The following is a 16,541-nucleotide window of genomic DNA, read 5'->3' as shown; positions in this document are numbered from 1 at the left end:
CAAAAAATGCTCCTAAACAGGAGCATTTTGAAATTATTTTAGCTGTTTTTTTCGATTAACGGACACCGTGCATGAGTTTTTTCAATATAGATGTTAAAGACATTATTATTAACCCTGCAGTAATAGGAACAATTGTAAATATTAAGAAAAACGTACTCATATCATAAGCTGCTGTAATTTTATCAATCATACCTCCCATAGATCCTGCTGCTTTATTCCCTAATCCTATGGCAATATACCACAGTCCGAACATGAGACCAATTTTAGTTGCCGGCACCAATTTACTTACATAAGATAATCCTACCGGGGATAATGACAATTCCCCAAGTGTATGAAGTAAATAAGCCAAAATTAACCATATCATACTTACCGATGCAGTTTGTGCTCCCTGACTTATTGCAGAAGAACCATAAGCTAAAACCCCAAAACCTAGTCCAAGTAATACAAGCCCAATACCAAACTTTACTGAAGCTGGTGGATTATATTTGCTTTCCCATATTTTTGACACTAATGGAGCAAAAGCTATAATATAAAAAGAATTTAAAATTGAGAACCAAGATGCGGGTACTTCTGTGCTTACTTCTGAGTATTGGTTTTTAAGCATCCAAATTACTATACCCCAAATAATAACAAAACTTGTTCCTAAAAAAATATTTGAAAGCCCGTACTTTTTAAATGTAATTTGAAATAATTTAAATAATACATAGGTTATTATTATCAATGGCACAACAACTAACAAAGTGTTAGCTACTCTAAAAATATTAGCCGAATTACCTTCTAAAACCCTATCTGTATAATCAGCGGCAAAAATGGTCATTGACCCACCTGCTTGTTCAAAAGCTGCCCAAAAAAAGATCGTGAAAAAGGCTAAAATTCCAACTACAATATATCTATCTCTTTGAACTTTTGGTGCTACTTTTTCTTCTTCAACAACCTCTTGTGTATCACCTATATCTTCTATAGCATCACCATATTCTATTTTCTTTGAAGGCGATAAGCCAATACTACCAAAAATACCTTGTGCATACCAAAATTGTAACATTCCAAAAAACATAAATATCCCTGCCAGTCCAAAACCATAATGCCATCCTACAGTTTCACCAATATACCCACAAAGCAATATCCCAATAAAAGCTCCAGCGTTAACTCCCATATAAAAAATAGTAAAAGCACCGTCTTTTTTATCTTGTGCATTTTTATAAACGCCACTAATAATAGATGTAATATTTGGTTTAAACAACCCATTTCCAGCAACTAAAAACCCAATTCCTAGATATAAACTCCAAGGAGTATCCAAAGCCATACTAGCATGACCCAAGGTCATAATAAACGCTCCAATTGCTACTGCTCTTCTATAGCCTAAAAATTTATCGGCCAGAAACCCTCCAATAATTGGAGAGAAATATACTAGCATAGTATAAGTTCCGTATAACCCTAAAGCATCTTCTCTAGACCATGCCCATCCTCCATCTAATATAGAGCGCGTTAAAAACAAAACTAATATTGCACGCATTCCGTAATATGAAAAACGCTCCCACATTTCTGTAAAAAATAATACAAACAGACCTGATGGATGTCCCATCAAAAGTTTTCTATTCATATCAGAACCTTCAAACCTATACTTTGCAACACTCATAATTATTAACTTATATTTATTACTTATTTTTAATTATCTGCTAATTCAAAACCTTCGGCTTCGTCATGGATTACATGTTCATTATCTTCAGCACCATGCGTAAGTTTTTCTAATTTTTTACGGAATACCATAACCAAACCTCCAAATAAAACACAAAAAACAGCAATTCCCGTAAATACAGTAAACTCTCCTAAGCCTTCTGCAGATTCTCCCAAAAGCCCTGCTAACTTATTACCAAAACCGGTCATTGCGAAATAAACTCCCATCATTAACGATGCATACTTAACTGGAGCAAGTTTTGTGATATATGACAATGCCACTGGTGAAATACATAATTCTCCGACTGTATGAAACAAATATGCCAACACTAACCAATACATAGCAGAAGCCCCCGTGCTATTAAATTCTGAAGCTGCAGCAGACATAAAGAAGAATCCTGTTCCCATAATGATTAACCCAACTATCATTTTAAATAAAGAGCTGGATACTTTTCCTTTTAATTTTCTATTTGCCCAATATAATGCCACTGAGGTTCCCAAAAATATAATGAACATAGCATTTAAAGACTGAAACCAAGAAGCTGGCACTTCCCACCCCATTAACATTCTATTTGTATTTTCCTTGGCATATATATTCATTAGTCCTCCCGCTTGTTCAAAAGCTCCCCAAAACACAATAACCAATAAGAAAGATATAAATAACACTACTACCCTATCTTTCTCTATTTTGGTTAAAGGTTTTTTCATGGCTTCCTTTTCTTCTTTATTTTCAGAAGCTCCTAAAAAATTTCCGACATGCTTTAAATGTTTTTGCCCCACAACATATTGTATTAACCCTAAAGCCATCCCTATTCCTGCTAATCCGAAACCATAATGCCAACCATGTACTTCCCCTACATAACCAACAATTAAGCTTGATAAAAAAGCACCAACATTAATGCCTATATAAAAAATGGTAAACCCTTTATCTCTTCTTATGTCTCCTTGCCGATATAACCCGCCAACCATGGTTGAAATATTTGGCTTTAACATGCCTACACCTGCAATGATTAAGCCTAATCCTGTATAAAATGCCCACATTTCTTCTACCGCCAATATGCTATGTCCTGCTACAAGAAGCAACCCTCCATAAAGAACAGATTTTTTCTGACCTAAAAACTTATCAGCGATCCATCCTCCTGGTATAGACATTACATAAACCAACATGGTATACGTTCCATAAAGCGATAAGGCATCTCCATTTGTCCATCCTAATCCAGCATTTTCTGCTTGCGTTTGCGCTACTAGATATAACACCAATATGGCTCGCATTCCATAGTATGAAAAGCGTTCCCACATTTCGGTAAAAAACAGCACATATAATCCTATTGGGTGCCCAAATAATTCCTTTTGCTTTATTGTAGTTGAATTTGACATAAATTTATAATTAGTTTATCCTTTAATCTTTATTTTTTTTATGTTATTTTCTTTTTGCTTTTCTATTTTATCTCCAAGCGTCTCATTAATAAAATGTGTCATTTTTTTAAATAAGTGCAATCTGGTATTACCACCGTAAATACCATGGTTTTTATCTGGGTATACCGCCCAATCAAATTGCTTATCTGCTTGAATTAATGCTTCTGCTAAACGCATGGTATTTTGTAAATGCACATTGTCGTCACCAGACCCATGTACCAATAGAAAATCTCCTTTTAATTTATCGACATGATTTATAGGAGAATTATCATCATATCCACTAGCGTTTTCCTGTGGGGTCGTCATATATCTCTCAGTATAGATAGTGTCATAAAAACGCCAACTACTAACAGGTGCCACAGCAATAGCCATTTTAAACACATCATTTCCTTTAAACAAACAACTACTACTCATAAAACCACCATAGCTCCATCCCCAAATTCCTATTCTGGAGGCATCAATATATGGTCGTTCCCCCAATTGTTTTGCTGCTGCTATTTGGTCTTCTACTTCGTACTTTCCCAACTCATTTTGAGTTACTTTTTTAAACGCCGCTCCTTTTAATCCCGTTCCACGGCCATCTACACATACAACAATATAGCCTTGTTGTGCTAAATACTGATACCAGTAATCATTCGCACTATGCCAACTATTGGCAACAGATTGAGAACCTGGTCCAGAATATTGGGTCATAAATAAGGGATATTGCTTCGATGCATCAAAATCAGCTGGCTTGATCATCCACATATTAAGATCATTTCCATTGATATGAATGGTACTGAATGCTTTTTTGGAGGTCTTATAATCTGAAAGTTTTTGTGATAATACATCATTATCCTTTATGCTTTTAATTAAATTTCCTGAAGCAGCACTATTTAAAGTATATTCTGGTGGTGTAGAGGCACTTGAAAAGGTATTAATGAAATAAGAGAAATCGGCACTAAAAGAAGCATTATTGGTACCTTCGCTTTTTGTCAATCGTGTTTTATTGCGCCCATTCAATTTAATGGAATACACATCCCGGTTAATAGAACCATTTTCAACTGATTGATAAAAAATCCTGTCTGTCTTTTCGTCGTAACCATAATAATTAGTGACCTCCCAATTGCCTTTTGTTATTTGGTTAATTAGTTCCCCATTTTTATCATAATGATAAATATGGTTAAACCCATCTTTTTCGCTTGTCCAAATAAAGCTATGGTCCTTTAAAAATGTTAGGTTATCCGTCACATCAATATAGGCCACATCTTTTTCGTCCAAAACTAAGTTTGATGTATTATTTTTAGCGTTTATCATCCATAGATCCAATTCGTTTTGGTGCCTGTTCATGTATTGTGCACTTAAAATATCTGGATTGTTGGTCCATTTAATACGTGGAATATAAAAATCGCTATAGGCCTTGTCTACTTTAACTTCTTTTGTTGTTTTCGTGTGTAAATTATGAATGTGTAATGACACTATCGAATTTGCTTCACCCGCTTTTGGATATTTAAACACTTGTTGCGTCTGGTAAAGGCCTTCACCATAAACATCCATTGAGAATTCCGGCACATTCGTTTCGTCAAATCTTATAAATGCTATTTTATTGCTTGCGGCATTCCACTCGAAAGCCCTAACAAATGCAAATTCTTCCTCGTAAACCCAATCTGTAATACCATTGATTATAGCATTCTTTTTACCATCGAAAGTTATTTGACTTGTCTCTCCAGATTGCAAATCCTTTACATATAAATTATTAGCCTTTGCATAAGCAACCTTATTTCCATCTGGTGAAAATGTGGGTTCTTGGATTTTGTCTTCATCTATCAAAGTTAAAGAGGCTTCATTAACATCATAAACATAATAGTTACCCAAGGTAGAACGTCGATAAATAGCTGTTTCCTGGGTGGCTAAAATCACTTTATCCTCATCTTCACTAAAGGTGTAATCCGTAAAATACTGTACAGCCTCCAGTGCACCTGAATTCACTAAGGTTTTAACTTTTTTTAAAGTTTTATAATCGTATATATCTATAGTCGTTGTTCGTGATTGCCTATCAAAATTTAAAACGGCATATTCCTGACCATTTGCCATAGAATGCAAAACGTCCATTCTTTCCGTTCTAAAAGAACCGTTCCAAATAGATTCGAGGGTAATTTCTTTTGTTTGAGCAGATAAAAAAAATGTTGTAAAAAAACAAATATAAAAAGACAATTTTAAGTATTTCATCAAAAAAAATATTTATTTCATAAAATGATGTCAAGTTTACTAAAAATTATGCAAAAAACCGTCATTATTAACACTTAAATAACCTCGCATAAGTTAAGGTAATCAATATTCATATCAAGAGTAGTATCTTTGTATTGTAAATTAACATTTTATGAGTAAATCTATTGCTGGTTTTTCTAAACTATCTAAATCTAAAAAAATCGATTGGATTGTTGAGACTTATTTTTCTAATACTGAAGATGCGAAGCGCATTTTAAAACAGTATTGGAATACCGACGAAAAACTACAACAACTTCATGACGAATTTATTGAAAATACGATAACCAACTATTATTTACCGCTTGGTGTTGCACCTAACTTTTTAATAAACGACAAGCTCTATACGATACCAATGGCTATTGAAGAGAGCTCGGTAGTAGCTGCTGCCAGTAAAGCAGCTAAATTTTGGCTAGAGCGAGGCGGGTTTAAAACACGTGTTATTTCCACAACTAAAATTGGTCAGGTTCACTTTATCTATAAGGGTGATTATGAAAAATTAAAACGTTTTTTTAACAAAACAAAGCCCAAGCTCATACAGGACTCTAAGTCTATTACAGCAAACATGGAAAAGCGTGGTGGCGGTATTATTGATATTGAGTTGCGTGATAAAACAGCCGATATAGACCATTATTATCAACTCCATGCTTCTTTCGAAACGCTTGATGCGATGGGTGCCAATTTTATAAATTCTTGCTTAGAACAGTTTGCCAAAACTTTTAAGAACGACGCATTATTATTTCAAGCTTTCTCTGCGGAAGAAAAACAAATAGACATCGTTATGAGTATTTTATCCAACTATGTTCCTAATTGTTTAGTACGTGCCGAAGTGAGCTGCAAAGTTGAAGATCTAAGTGAAGATAGTTCGATGTCTGGTGAAACTTTTGCCAATAAGTTTATACAGGCTGTTAATATTGCAGAAGTGGAGCCCTATCGTGCCGTTACGCACAACAAAGGTATCATGAATGGTATCGATGCTGTAGTTTTAGCAACAGGAAACGATTTTAGGGCGGTAGAAGCTGGTGTACATGCCTATGCATCAAGACATGGAAGATATAGTAGTTTAACACATGCCAAAATTGAAAATGGCATATTTACTTTTTGGATGGAAATTCCATTGGCACTAGGAACTGTTGGCGGACTTACAGGTTTACACCCCTTAGTAAAATTAGCATTAGAATTATTACATAAACCATCGGCTAAAATGCTTATGCAAATTGTGGCTGTAGCTGGTTTGGCTCAAAACTTTGCAGCGCTCCGTTCACTTACGACTACCGGTATTCAACAAGGTCATATGAAAATGCATTTAATGAATATTCTTAATCAGTTTGATGCTAATAATGAAGAGAAGCAAACCATCACCGAGCATTTTAAAACAAACGTTGTAACGCATAGCGCGGTTGTTGAGGCTATTAACAAGTTAAGGGTTAGTAAGTTAAGAAGTTAAAAATTAATAAGTTAAGAGTTAAAAATTAAAAGTGAAGAGTTACTATAGCAACGGAAAACTTTTACTTACAGGGGAATATGCTGTTCTTGACGGCACACTATCGTTAGCTATTCCTACGAAATATGGGCAATCTTTAGATATTGAAACCATTGCGGAACCCAAACTTGTTTGGAAGAGTTTAGATGAAAATAAAGCTATTTGGTTTGAAACGACTTTTGAAATCATAAATAATGGGATTTCTCATATTGTTCGAAATGACCATGATGTTTCAGTAAGGCTCATTCAAATCTTAAATGCTGCGAAACAGTTCAATCCTAATTTTTTGAACGCCAATAATGGTTTTAAAATTACTACTAAATTAGATTTCCCTCGACATTGGGGGTTAGGGACTTCTTCCACGTTAATAAACAACATAGCACAATGGGCACAGGTTGATGCTTACAAACTGTTAGAAGCTACTTTTGGGGGTAGTGGGTACGACATAGCATGTGCACAACATGACACGCCTATTATCTACCGATTAGAAAACAATATCCCTATAGTTAATCCCATAAACTTCAACCCTCCTTTTAAGGATCGTTTATATTTTGTTTATCTAAATAAAAAACAAAATAGCAGAGAAGGCATTAAACATTATCATGCCAATAAAGGGCGTTTAAAAACCGTCATTGAAGACATTAACAATATCACTTCGCAAATAACGACCTCAAATTCTTTAGAGGGTTTTGAAACCTTATTAATGCAACATGAAGAAATTATATCCAAACTAACTAAGCAGAAAACGATTAAGGCTCTTTTGTTTAATGACTTTAAAGGAAGTATTAAAAGTCTGGGTGCTTGGGGAGGCGATTTTGTCTTAGTAACTTCTAAAGAAAATCCAAGCCCTTATTTCAATCAAAAAGGCTTTGAAACCGTAATTTGTTATACAGATATGGTTTTATAAACTTGGGTAGTTTTTTAATCAAAATCAAACACCATTTATAAAAACAAAAAAGGCCTCGTAAAACGAGACCTTTTTTAAACTTTATTTTCTTTCACGAAAAATTCAAATATAAAACGGTATTAGTTCTTATTGAACCTGTGTTTCAGCTCTGTTGTCTTCAATTTCTGCAGCTTCTTTTAAAGCATTATACAATTTAGAGTTAACCACATTCATCTTTTGTTGCTCTACTCTATTTGCAGCAGCTTGGTAGCTATCAAGTTCTACAGCTGGCGTTACTTTAGTAACTTGAATCATGTAAACACCATTTTCTCCATCAATTAATTTTGAGGTTTCTCCTTCTTTTAATCCAAAAGCAGTTCCAACAACTAATGGCTCTCTTCCTGCGCCTGAAATAGTTGGGCTTTTCATGTTTATTGCAGATGCAGATCTTACAGTTGTATTTTCAGCAGCTGCTAAATCTTCAAGTGTTTTAGCAGATACTCTATCTCTTATCATTTTAGCCTTCTTTTCTTTTCTAACAAGGGGTAACACTTTAGCCGTCGCATCTTCAACAGACATTAAGCCTTCTTCATGCTTTGCAACTAACTGTGCAATAACATAACCATTAGGAATATTAAAACGTTTAACAGCCCCTATCTCCGTACCTTCCTTAAAAGCCCAACGTACAATGGGTCTTTGATTTCCAACACCTGGAATACTCTCATCTAAGATCTTAATGCCGTTTACGGGACGTACTGTTTGCTTTCCTTCTTTTGCTAATGCTTCAAAATCTCCTTCGTCTGCCTTAATTTCAAAATTAGAGGCGTCTCTAAATACTTTTGCAGTCGTTGTTTCAGATGGTTCTATCTTTCTAGCTATGGTTCCCACTTGTATCGCTTTGACTTTATCTGTCTGACCTTCAATTTCTATAATGTGAAATCCGAAAACCGTTTTAACAACACCTAAATCCCCCGTTTTACCTTCAAATTCAAAATCATTAAATTCTGGAACCATCGTGTTATATGGGTGCCAATCGTAACGGCCTTCTTTTTCTACGCTTCCTTTGTCTGAAGAAAATTCTTTTACCAGCTCTGGAAATTTAGAACGATTAGACTTAATAACCGCCAATAAACTATCAGCTGTTACTTTAGCTTCTGCTTCTGTTTGCGTAACTTCTGGAGCGGCACTTTGAGATCCTACAAAAGGAATTAAAATATGTCTTACTTTTACTGAATCTGGAATTTGTTTAACAGCAACTACTTTAGAAATTTTAAAATAGCCGTTATCTTTATATGGTCCGTAAACATCTCCTTCACTAAGACTATAAATGGTATCGGCAACAGCCTTGGGCAAGCTTGATTTAAACACGAAACGATTGTCGAATTTAATATCTGAATGTATGTTAATATAATCTTCGTTATCCTTTACTTTTGAAAAAGCAACTATGGTATCCTTTCTTCCGGTCTCGTCAACAAACCTACCATTTAAATAAACATTAAGATCGGCTTTAATAGCACTTTCATCTTCAACAGATGCTACTTCATCAAACTTTACAAATCTAATATCCCTAGAGGCATCAACTTGGTATGCCTTTTTATTTTTATTGATATAGTTTGAAATATCGGATTTGGAAACTTCAATTAAACTATCATTAATAGTTGCATAAGCCACTTGAACAAACTTGATATCAACTTTATTACCTTCTAATTTATGCTCTAATTCGCCTTCTGCTAAAGTACCTGTCAAACCTGCTTTAACTAAATTAAAATAATTTTGCTGTAAACCATTTGCGGCAACAGATTTTTCGTAATTTATCCAACTAGCATACCCTTGTTTTGAAGTCTCTTTTAAATTGGCTATGTATTCGTTTAATTTATTCTCATCAAAAAGACCTGCTTCGTTTAAAAACTCTGGGCTTGTTGCTAAAGATGTTTTTAACAGATCCCTCATCTGATCTTTTTCAACAGATATCCCTAGTTTATCATATTGAGTTTGCATGACCGCTTTTCTAACTTCTTGCTCCCATACCATGTTCATTACTTGAGTATTTGTTGCATTTGGTCCAGCTTGTCTTTGTGCAGCCTCAACTTTTTGCATGAAGTCTTCACGTGTAATATCTATACCATTTATAGTAGCAACAATATTTTGTGATTTTGAAGCAAGCGCATCACTATTTTTAAATAAATCTGCTAATACAAAAGAAAATAACGCCATTGCTATTATTAATATTAAAAATAGTGAACGTTGTCTAATCTTATTTAAAACTGCCATTTGTCATTTAAATTTTTGAAACCCCTTGTTAGGATTTAACTTGTTATGTTAATTGTCAATTTAATCATAAAAACATTTTCGTATTAAAATGCCTTTTTCCAAAATAGATTATAGATTATGATATAATTAACAAAATATCGTGCGCGAAAATACCATTTTCTATTTAATAATAAAAGCAGAAAGGCGCTTTAATTGCGTTAAGCTTTCAGATTTCTATTTTAAAGAGAACAGCCATTATAGATGGGGCTATTATTCAAAGCTTCGGGCCGTTCTTCACTTATCGATCTTCGTCTAAACATTTAAGCTCTACCATATCAATTTTAGTATTTGACACTTCTAAAATTGTAAATTGAAAGATGTCGATTTTCACAATATCATTTTGAGTTGGAATCTCTTCGGTATGATTAACAATAAGTCCTCCAAGTGTTTCGTAATTTTCGTTCTCTGGCAAATTTATTTTGTAAGTTTCATTAATATAATCCACCTCTAATCGTGCAGAAAACTTATATGTAACATCATCTACAACCTCTTCAATTAAATCTACCGTATCATGCTCATCTTCAATTTCACCGAACAGCTCTTCAACAATATCTTCCACAGTCATAATACCCGATGTACCTCCATATTCATCTAAAACAACAGCTATGCTCCTTCTTTTTTTTGTAAGCACACCTAATACATCTTTTATAAGAACCGTCTCTGGTACAAACTCAACAGGTAGCATCATGGACTTAATGTCCCTAGGTTTTTTAAATAATTCGAAAGAGTGTACATATCCTAAAATATCATCCATAGTTTCTTTATAGACTAATATTTTAGTGCAACCTGTTTCGGTAAATAATGTACTAAGCGATTTAATAGAATCGTTAATTTCTACCGCTATGATTTCGGTACGGGGCACCATCACTTCTCTTGCTTTTACTTCGGAAAACTCAAGTGCATTTTGAAAAATTTGAATTTCTGTATCTACCTCTTCATGTGCCTCAACAGATTCCATTTGTTCACTTATATAATTACCGAGCTCTACTTTTGTAAATGCCAATTGTATTTGATCGCCTTCTGTTTTAAAAAAATATTTAAGTACAAAATCTGATATCCAAATAACAAAATCTGAAATAAAAGTAAATAAGACATAGAACACATAGGCTGGAATCGCCAGGATTTTAATTAATGTATTCGAATAAATTTGAAAAAATACTTTAGGTAAAAACTCGGCAGTAATTAAAATAATAATTGTAGATATTACAGTTTGCGTTAGTAGGCTTAAATCTGTTAGCATATAGTTAAAAAAACGGTATGGTGTTGGCAATATCGCTTGAAACCAATTTACCAACAAATCGCCCATAAAAAACCCATATATAACCAATGCTATATTATTACCGATAAGCATAGTAGCTATAAACTTTGACGGTTTAGCGGTAAGCTTTCTTAAAACTTTGGCAAATATACCTGCCTGCTTCTTTTCAATTTCAATATGAATTTTATTTGAAGATATATAAGCAATCTCCATACCTGAAAAAAAGGCCGAAAGAATTAATGATACAATTATAATGATAGCATAAATACTCATTTACTTTGAGCTATCTTTATTTTCAAACTTTTTTCTAAAGCGGCTTCTAAAGAAAAACATAAAAACAGCTAAGGCTGCCAGCAATATTGAAGGATATACTATTTCACCCGTATTTATATACTTTGCAATGGCATCGTATGCAAATAAGACTGCAAATACTATATAGGCATATTGAAAGATCTTAGAATATTTCACACGTTTAAATTTTAGTAATTATTTAATAATAAGCAAATTATAAAATTGAGAACGTGTGCAACCGCTACGCTCTCACATTAAAAATTTCAAACATTTCTGTTTGTAAAAAAATGCTTAAAATTTATTAATGTTCGTTTCATCTGTTTATTTTTATTTCTTTTCATTGGTCAGACCTGCCTTGCCGGCAGGCAAGTGTAATTCGCCAATAATCATTTCGGTTGGTATCAACTTCTTGTTATGGCTCATTTCACAGGTTACGAATCGTTAATTAATTAAAACAAAGATAGTAAAATCGGAAAAGAAATTATGACGCGGGAAAGTTATTCGTCAAGTGAAATAATTCCAGTTACTTCAAGCACTTCGGCATTTGTAAATTTTGAATTAGAATCAAAACCATTACCGTTAATAACATCTTGTTTTGTTGTAAATGACACAGGAACATTAGTAAATAGCCATTCTCTTTTCTGATCATAATATAACTGTTCTGTCTTTAAAACGTTTCCATCGTGTGTGGTAATAACAACATGCCCTTGCAAATCTATCAGGTTGGTCCGGTCATATACTATAGCGTAATCTGAGACAATAGTACTTTTTTTATTTTCCTTATCAAATACATATAGTGTAATACCACCTGTAAACTCATTAAAAGCGAAATCCCTATTTGAATAGTCAAGCATTTTAGCACTTAAAAGATTTGCTGTCACTCTACCTGAGTCTGTATATTTTAAATTAATGTTTTCGGCAATTCCAATAGGTTCATTTTCCGAAATGCCAATTTTTTGCACTTGGTTAAAGTTGTCATTACATGAAAAAAACATAGTCACAGTAATTATTACTGTGACTATGCTTAATATATTATATGAATGTGTTCTGCTCATTAAATCTTTGGTACTGTGACCGAAGCTCCAATCCAACAACCTATTTTAATGACTTCTCCAGATCTACCTGAACTAAAAATTTCAGATTTTTGCGGTGCTTTTGCCAAATAATTAGCAACAGATTTTGCCGAGTTTTTCTTTTGTGTAGGATCTACACGGGCAGCATTTCTTGCTTCATCTGCAGCCAACCAGTATACAGCTCTTTTATTAAAGTTAGTATCTCCACAGTTATTTGCACTGGCAGCATACATAGCCGCTATTGATAAGTAAGGGCGCCCGTTCGATGGGTTTAACTTTAATGCTTGTCTGAAATAATTTCTGGCCTTCCCATAATTATGTCTTGCTTTTAGTTTTAAAGCGATTCGATTATAAAGTTTTGCTTTTTTAAAGTTATCTGTTTCCAAACCAATGGCTTGCTCGTAAAACTTGATAGCTTCGCTAGACTTCCCTTCTTTATCCTTTAAGATCCCTAAATAATAAGCAGAGTTAGCCGATGGACTTAACTCATGGTATGCATTAACCAATTGAAAAAACAATGGATCGTCTGTACATTCCTTTTCAGACATTTTTCCTGCAGCTCTTTGTAACCAAACTGCATTGTTTTTGTTTTCTTCAAAATCTTTTTTGTATAAAGGAATTAAATTTTCACAATTGGCTCTATCACCCAACTTTTGGTCGATACTTCCAGAAATTTGATCATAAGCTTTTAAATAGCTTTCATAATATTTTTTATACCTATCTTCCTTTTTTGTCAGTTCGGTACCTGCATCTTCTTTCTCTATAAGCCTATTAAGCTTTTCAGAATAGTTTTTAACCTCTTCCTCTACCTTCTCTACAACATCATCATACTTATTAAACAGATCTTTAGCTGGTTTCTTTTTTGCATCATATAAATCAACCATTAAAGAAAAATACGTATATAAACTTTTAGGGTTGGTAAAAGTAGCTTTATCTAATTTATAAGCAACATCAAAACACTCGTAAAGTTCTTCTTCTGTTTTATTTAATACCTTTCTATTGTCGTACATCAATTGACACGCTTTGGCAGCATATTCCCCTTTTTTGGTCTTACTTGCAAAATGTAACGCTCTTTCTTCCCATAACTTTAATAAATCATTAATATAATTTATTTTATCTGCTCCCGATGATTTTTCAATTTTATGATCTAAAATTTTCTCCCCATCTATATAAATGGCATTATTAAATTTTGGGCATTTATTTCTTACCGCCATCCACGGCTCATAAGCTGCATCATAATTTTTAGCTTTCACATACTCATGAAAAATAGAAAGTTTGGTCATGCACTCTTCATCTTGCTGCGCATAACCTATATTTATTAAGCCAATAAATAATAATGTAAATAATAATGTAATTTTTGTTTTCATAATTATAATTTTATGCTATTAGTCATACTTTCTTTTCTGAAACCATCTATCGTTTAAAGATAAACTAATTTGAAAATTAATAAAATTCTCTTGAATCAAAGAACTATTAGTGGTTCCCCGTTTACCAACCTCAAAACCTAAATTAGCATTAGACAAAAGATTCCCAACCGGTAACCCTACCCCAAAAGATATGCCAAACTCATTTATCGATTCGTTATTTATATTTAACCCTGTTTTTTCATAGCGTATTCCCGCTCTGTATACAGCACGTTTAAAAAAACTGGTATACGAGTTATATTGTGGAATATAGAACCCTCCTAAAGAAAAAGTCGAAGCATCTTCATATGTTGTAGAAATATCGGTACTAGTATATAGTTCATTTGAAAAATCACTGGTCTTTTGAGAGCTATACTCAGCACCAACAAACCAGCTTCTTGGTTTTCCAATCCCAGCACCTATCGAAAACTTTGATGGCAACACTAAATCGGTTTCTAATAAACCAAGCGCTTCTAAATCGGTTTCTATTTTATTAACTTCAAATTCTTGACCAGAAGCATTAGTTGTTATCGTAGAAAATGACCTAGAATTTTTAGATACTAAATTACTCTTTGGCGTATAAGTTAAGCCAGAAGAAAATTCTAAACGCTCAGTTAACATCTTTTTATAAGACAATCCCAAATTAAAATTTAGACCACTTAAATCAGATCTGTTTTTTTCACGCGACTGATATTGAAGCGGCGCACCATCACTATCATATAAGTATTCAACTGTACTGTTTTGAATATTTCCGAAGTTATATTGAGCATCAACCCCAATACTTAACCCGTCTTTTATTTGGTATCCTAAACTAAGAAATGCTTTATTAAGTCCACCTTGCCCTCTAAATCTATTTTGAATAGCTCCGTTGGTGTTTAAGGACTCTAATTTGTATCCAACCGATGTGTACGGTAATAATCCAAAACCTAAGCCAAATTTACCCATTGGGATTGATAAGGCTAGGTAATCGAAAGTAGTTGATGACGTATCATCTGTTTCAGAATCGCTTTTAAATTTTATACTAGAATGACTCCCCCCTACTGTAAACTTTACGGGTCTGCTTTCGTTATTAAAAGCTTCCATATTTTTTCCTGCATAAGAAGCAGGATTACGCAAGTTAATATGAATACTATCACTATAAATACTTAAACCACCCATACTTCTATTTTCTACGGTGCCTTTAAATTTAAGACTTCCAATACCATAAAAAGAATAGGGTGAAGCCGTTCCTTCTTGACCGTAACTGTGAATTGCAAAAACTGCAATAAAAACTAATACAAGTTTTTTTATCATTCGTTTAAGTTAAATTGTAAAATAAAGTTCAATCCTTCTAAAAGAAAATTAGAATTGGCAAATATGCTACTTTTTAATTGTTTTGACAAAAAATTAGTGTCGCCTCCTGTTAAAATTACTGTTAAATCTGAATATTTTCGACGATATTCATCAATAATGCCTTCTATTTCTTTTAAAATACCAAACACCACTCCAGAATGGATAGACTCATTTGTTGAATTTCCAGTGATGCTTTTTGGAATTTCTGATTCTAATAACGGCAAATTGACTGTTAAATTATTCAATGATTTATAACGCATGCGCAGCCCAGGCGAAATAGCGCCTCCTATATATTCATTTTTTGCTGTTACAAAATCATAAGTAATGCAAGTTCCTGCATCGATAATAAGCACATTATTATTTGAAAACTGTTCAACTGAAGCACATACTAATGCTATTCTATCTACTCCTAAAGTATTTGGCGTTGCGTAAAGGTTTTTAAACGGTAGTTTTATGTTAGCATCTAAAATCATAACATCAAAAGATTTACTAATCGCTTTAATATCTCCCTTATTTAACTTTCCTACCGAAGAAATAATTGCTTTTTTTATTGAAATATACTTTTCTTTTAAAATATTGATACCTTCTAAAACAAAATTTAGCCTTACAACTTCTTTATGTTTAAGCATACCTTCCTCAAAAACAGCCAGTTTAACAAAAGAATTCCCTACATCTATTATTAAGTTCATACTTTTTATAAAAAAGCATAAATTTACAAAACGAGTCCCAAATAATTATTTTTTTAATATATTATATTAATTACAAATTAGTTAAAGTCATTTTGATTAAAAATAAATAAAGCTGAGCGATTTTTTATGAATTTCGTTTGGGTAATAATAAAAATGAATATATATTTGCAACCGCTTTGGCGAGGTACCTTAGCTCAGTTGGTAGAGCAAAGGACTGAAAATCCTTGTGTCCCTGGTTCGATTCCTGGAGGTACCACAAAAAAATCCCGAAACATCACTGTTTACGGGATTTTTTGTTTTATGGGGTGTTAATTAGGGATCTTGCTCAAAAAGGATCTTGCTCAAAAGTTATGTTGGATCAAGTCAAAAAGTTGTGGGATTTTAGAATTAAGCAAAAATATTAGTTAGTCTAAATAAGAAGAATTCTACATTTCTAACTCCTCTAAACTGTGCCCTAAAGGCTTTAATTTTGGCATTAAAGG

At 33.3% G+C, this 16,541-nt stretch carries 12 protein-coding genes and 1 tRNA gene; 3 read left to right on the top strand and 10 right to left on the bottom strand.

What is annotated here, in order from left to right:
- Window positions 1-55: 55 nt before the first annotated feature.
- The 3 genes from PQO00_RS11085 to PQO00_RS11075 are packed head-to-tail and all read right to left on the bottom strand — an operon-like array spanning window position 56 to window position 5,298.
- A complete protein-coding gene (locus PQO00_RS11085; protein WP_274184915.1) occupies window positions 56-1,636 on the bottom strand; it encodes a peptide MFS transporter in 1,581 nt (526 codons plus the stop codon).
- 29 nt (window positions 1,637-1,665) lie between these two features.
- Window positions 1,666-3,051, bottom strand: coding sequence for a peptide MFS transporter (locus PQO00_RS11080; RefSeq protein ID WP_274184914.1), 1,386 nt, complete (start codon window positions 3,049-3,051; stop codon window positions 1,666-1,668).
- 15 nt (window positions 3,052-3,066) lie between these two features.
- Window positions 3,067-5,298 carry a S9 family peptidase gene (locus PQO00_RS11075; protein WP_274184913.1) on the bottom strand — a complete coding sequence of 744 codons (2,232 nt, stop codon included), beginning with the start codon at window positions 5,296-5,298 and terminating at the stop codon, window positions 3,067-3,069.
- A 151-nt stretch (window positions 5,299-5,449) separates the two neighbouring features.
- On the opposite strand from PQO00_RS11075, the gene PQO00_RS11070 reads away from it, so the two are divergent.
- Window positions 5,450-6,781 carry a hydroxymethylglutaryl-CoA reductase, degradative gene (locus PQO00_RS11070; protein WP_274184912.1) on the top strand — a complete coding sequence of 444 codons (1,332 nt, stop codon included), beginning with the start codon at window positions 5,450-5,452 and terminating at the stop codon, window positions 6,779-6,781.
- A 31-nt stretch (window positions 6,782-6,812) separates the two neighbouring features.
- Window positions 6,813-7,724, top strand: coding sequence for a GYDIA family GHMP kinase (locus PQO00_RS11065; protein WP_274184911.1), 912 nt, complete (start codon window positions 6,813-6,815; stop codon window positions 7,722-7,724).
- 126 nt (window positions 7,725-7,850) lie between these two features.
- On the opposite strand, the gene PQO00_RS11060 is transcribed toward PQO00_RS11065, so the two are convergent.
- From PQO00_RS11060 to PQO00_RS11030, 7 genes are all read right to left on the bottom strand, one after another.
- On the bottom strand, window positions 7,851-9,974 hold the full coding sequence (locus PQO00_RS11060; protein WP_274184910.1) for a peptidylprolyl isomerase: 2,124 nt from the start codon (window positions 9,972-9,974) through the stop codon (window positions 7,851-7,853).
- Between the two features lie 277 nt (window positions 9,975-10,251).
- On the bottom strand, window positions 10,252-11,544 hold the full coding sequence (locus PQO00_RS11055; RefSeq protein ID WP_274184909.1) for a hemolysin family protein: 1,293 nt from the start codon (window positions 11,542-11,544) through the stop codon (window positions 10,252-10,254).
- Entirely contained in the window at window positions 11,545-11,739 is a 195-nt protein-coding gene (locus PQO00_RS11050) for a hypothetical protein (protein WP_274184908.1), read from the bottom strand.
- 320 nt (window positions 11,740-12,059) lie between these two features.
- Window positions 12,060-12,617 carry an LPS export ABC transporter periplasmic protein LptC gene (lptC, locus tag PQO00_RS11045; protein ID WP_274184907.1) on the bottom strand — a complete coding sequence of 186 codons (558 nt, stop codon included), beginning with the start codon at window positions 12,615-12,617 and terminating at the stop codon, window positions 12,060-12,062.
- The gene (locus tag PQO00_RS11040) at window positions 12,617-14,002 is read right to left on the bottom strand and encodes a tetratricopeptide repeat protein (RefSeq protein ID WP_274184906.1); all 1,386 of its coding nucleotides are present in this window, start codon (window positions 14,000-14,002) and stop codon (window positions 12,617-12,619) included. Before PQO00_RS11040 ends, lptC begins: the two co-directional genes overlap by 1 nt.
- 18 nt (window positions 14,003-14,020) lie before the next feature.
- Window positions 14,021-15,331 carry a hypothetical protein gene (locus tag PQO00_RS11035; protein WP_274184905.1) on the bottom strand — a complete coding sequence of 437 codons (1,311 nt, stop codon included), beginning with the start codon at window positions 15,329-15,331 and terminating at the stop codon, window positions 14,021-14,023.
- Window positions 15,328-16,059, bottom strand: a complete 732-nt coding sequence (locus PQO00_RS11030) for a type III pantothenate kinase (RefSeq protein WP_274184904.1) — start codon at window positions 16,057-16,059, stop codon at window positions 15,328-15,330. The genes PQO00_RS11035 and PQO00_RS11030 overlap by 4 nt, the downstream gene beginning before the upstream one ends.
- A gap of 183 nt (window positions 16,060-16,242) precedes the next feature.
- Between PQO00_RS11030 and PQO00_RS11025 the strand changes: the two genes are divergently transcribed.
- Window positions 16,243-16,315, top strand: a tRNA-Phe gene (locus PQO00_RS11025).
- The last annotated feature ends 226 nt before the right edge of the window (window positions 16,316-16,541 follow it).

It is taken from the genome of Flavivirga sp. 57AJ16, assembly GCF_028736925.1.
Lineage (GTDB): Bacteria > Bacteroidota > Bacteroidia > Flavobacteriales > Flavobacteriaceae > Flavivirga.
The sequence above is the reverse complement of the archived record's forward strand: the minus strand, read 5'-3'. Positions and strand labels throughout refer to the sequence as shown.

What these genes read in the sequence shown, in the direction of transcription:
- PQO00_RS11035 (WP_274184905.1), bottom strand. Translation starts at nt 15,331, where the DNA reads ATGATAAAAAAACTTGTATTAGTTTTTATTGCAGTTTTTGCAATTCAC.
- PQO00_RS11055 (WP_274184909.1), bottom strand. Translation starts at nt 11,544, where the DNA reads ATGAGTATTTATGCTATCATTATAATTGTATCATTAATTCTTTCGGCC.
- PQO00_RS11070 (WP_274184912.1), top strand. Translation starts at nt 5,450, where the DNA reads ATGAGTAAATCTATTGCTGGTTTTTCTAAACTATCTAAATCTAAAAAA.
- PQO00_RS11075 (WP_274184913.1), bottom strand. Translation starts at nt 5,298, where the DNA reads ATGAAATACTTAAAATTGTCTTTTTATATTTGTTTTTTTACAACATTT.
- PQO00_RS11085 (WP_274184915.1), bottom strand. Translation starts at nt 1,636, where the DNA reads ATGAGTGTTGCAAAGTATAGGTTTGAAGGTTCTGATATGAATAGAAAA.
- PQO00_RS11030 (WP_274184904.1), bottom strand. Translation starts at nt 16,059, where the DNA reads ATGAACTTAATAATAGATGTAGGGAATTCTTTTGTTAAACTGGCTGTT.
- PQO00_RS11040 (WP_274184906.1), bottom strand. Translation starts at nt 14,002, where the DNA reads ATGAAAACAAAAATTACATTATTATTTACATTATTATTTATTGGCTTA.
- PQO00_RS11060 (WP_274184910.1), bottom strand. Translation starts at nt 9,974, where the DNA reads ATGGCAGTTTTAAATAAGATTAGACAACGTTCACTATTTTTAATATTA.
- lptC (WP_274184907.1), bottom strand. Translation starts at nt 12,617, where the DNA reads ATGAGCAGAACACATTCATATAATATATTAAGCATAGTCACAGTAATA.
- PQO00_RS11080 (WP_274184914.1), bottom strand. Translation starts at nt 3,051, where the DNA reads ATGTCAAATTCAACTACAATAAAGCAAAAGGAATTATTTGGGCACCCA.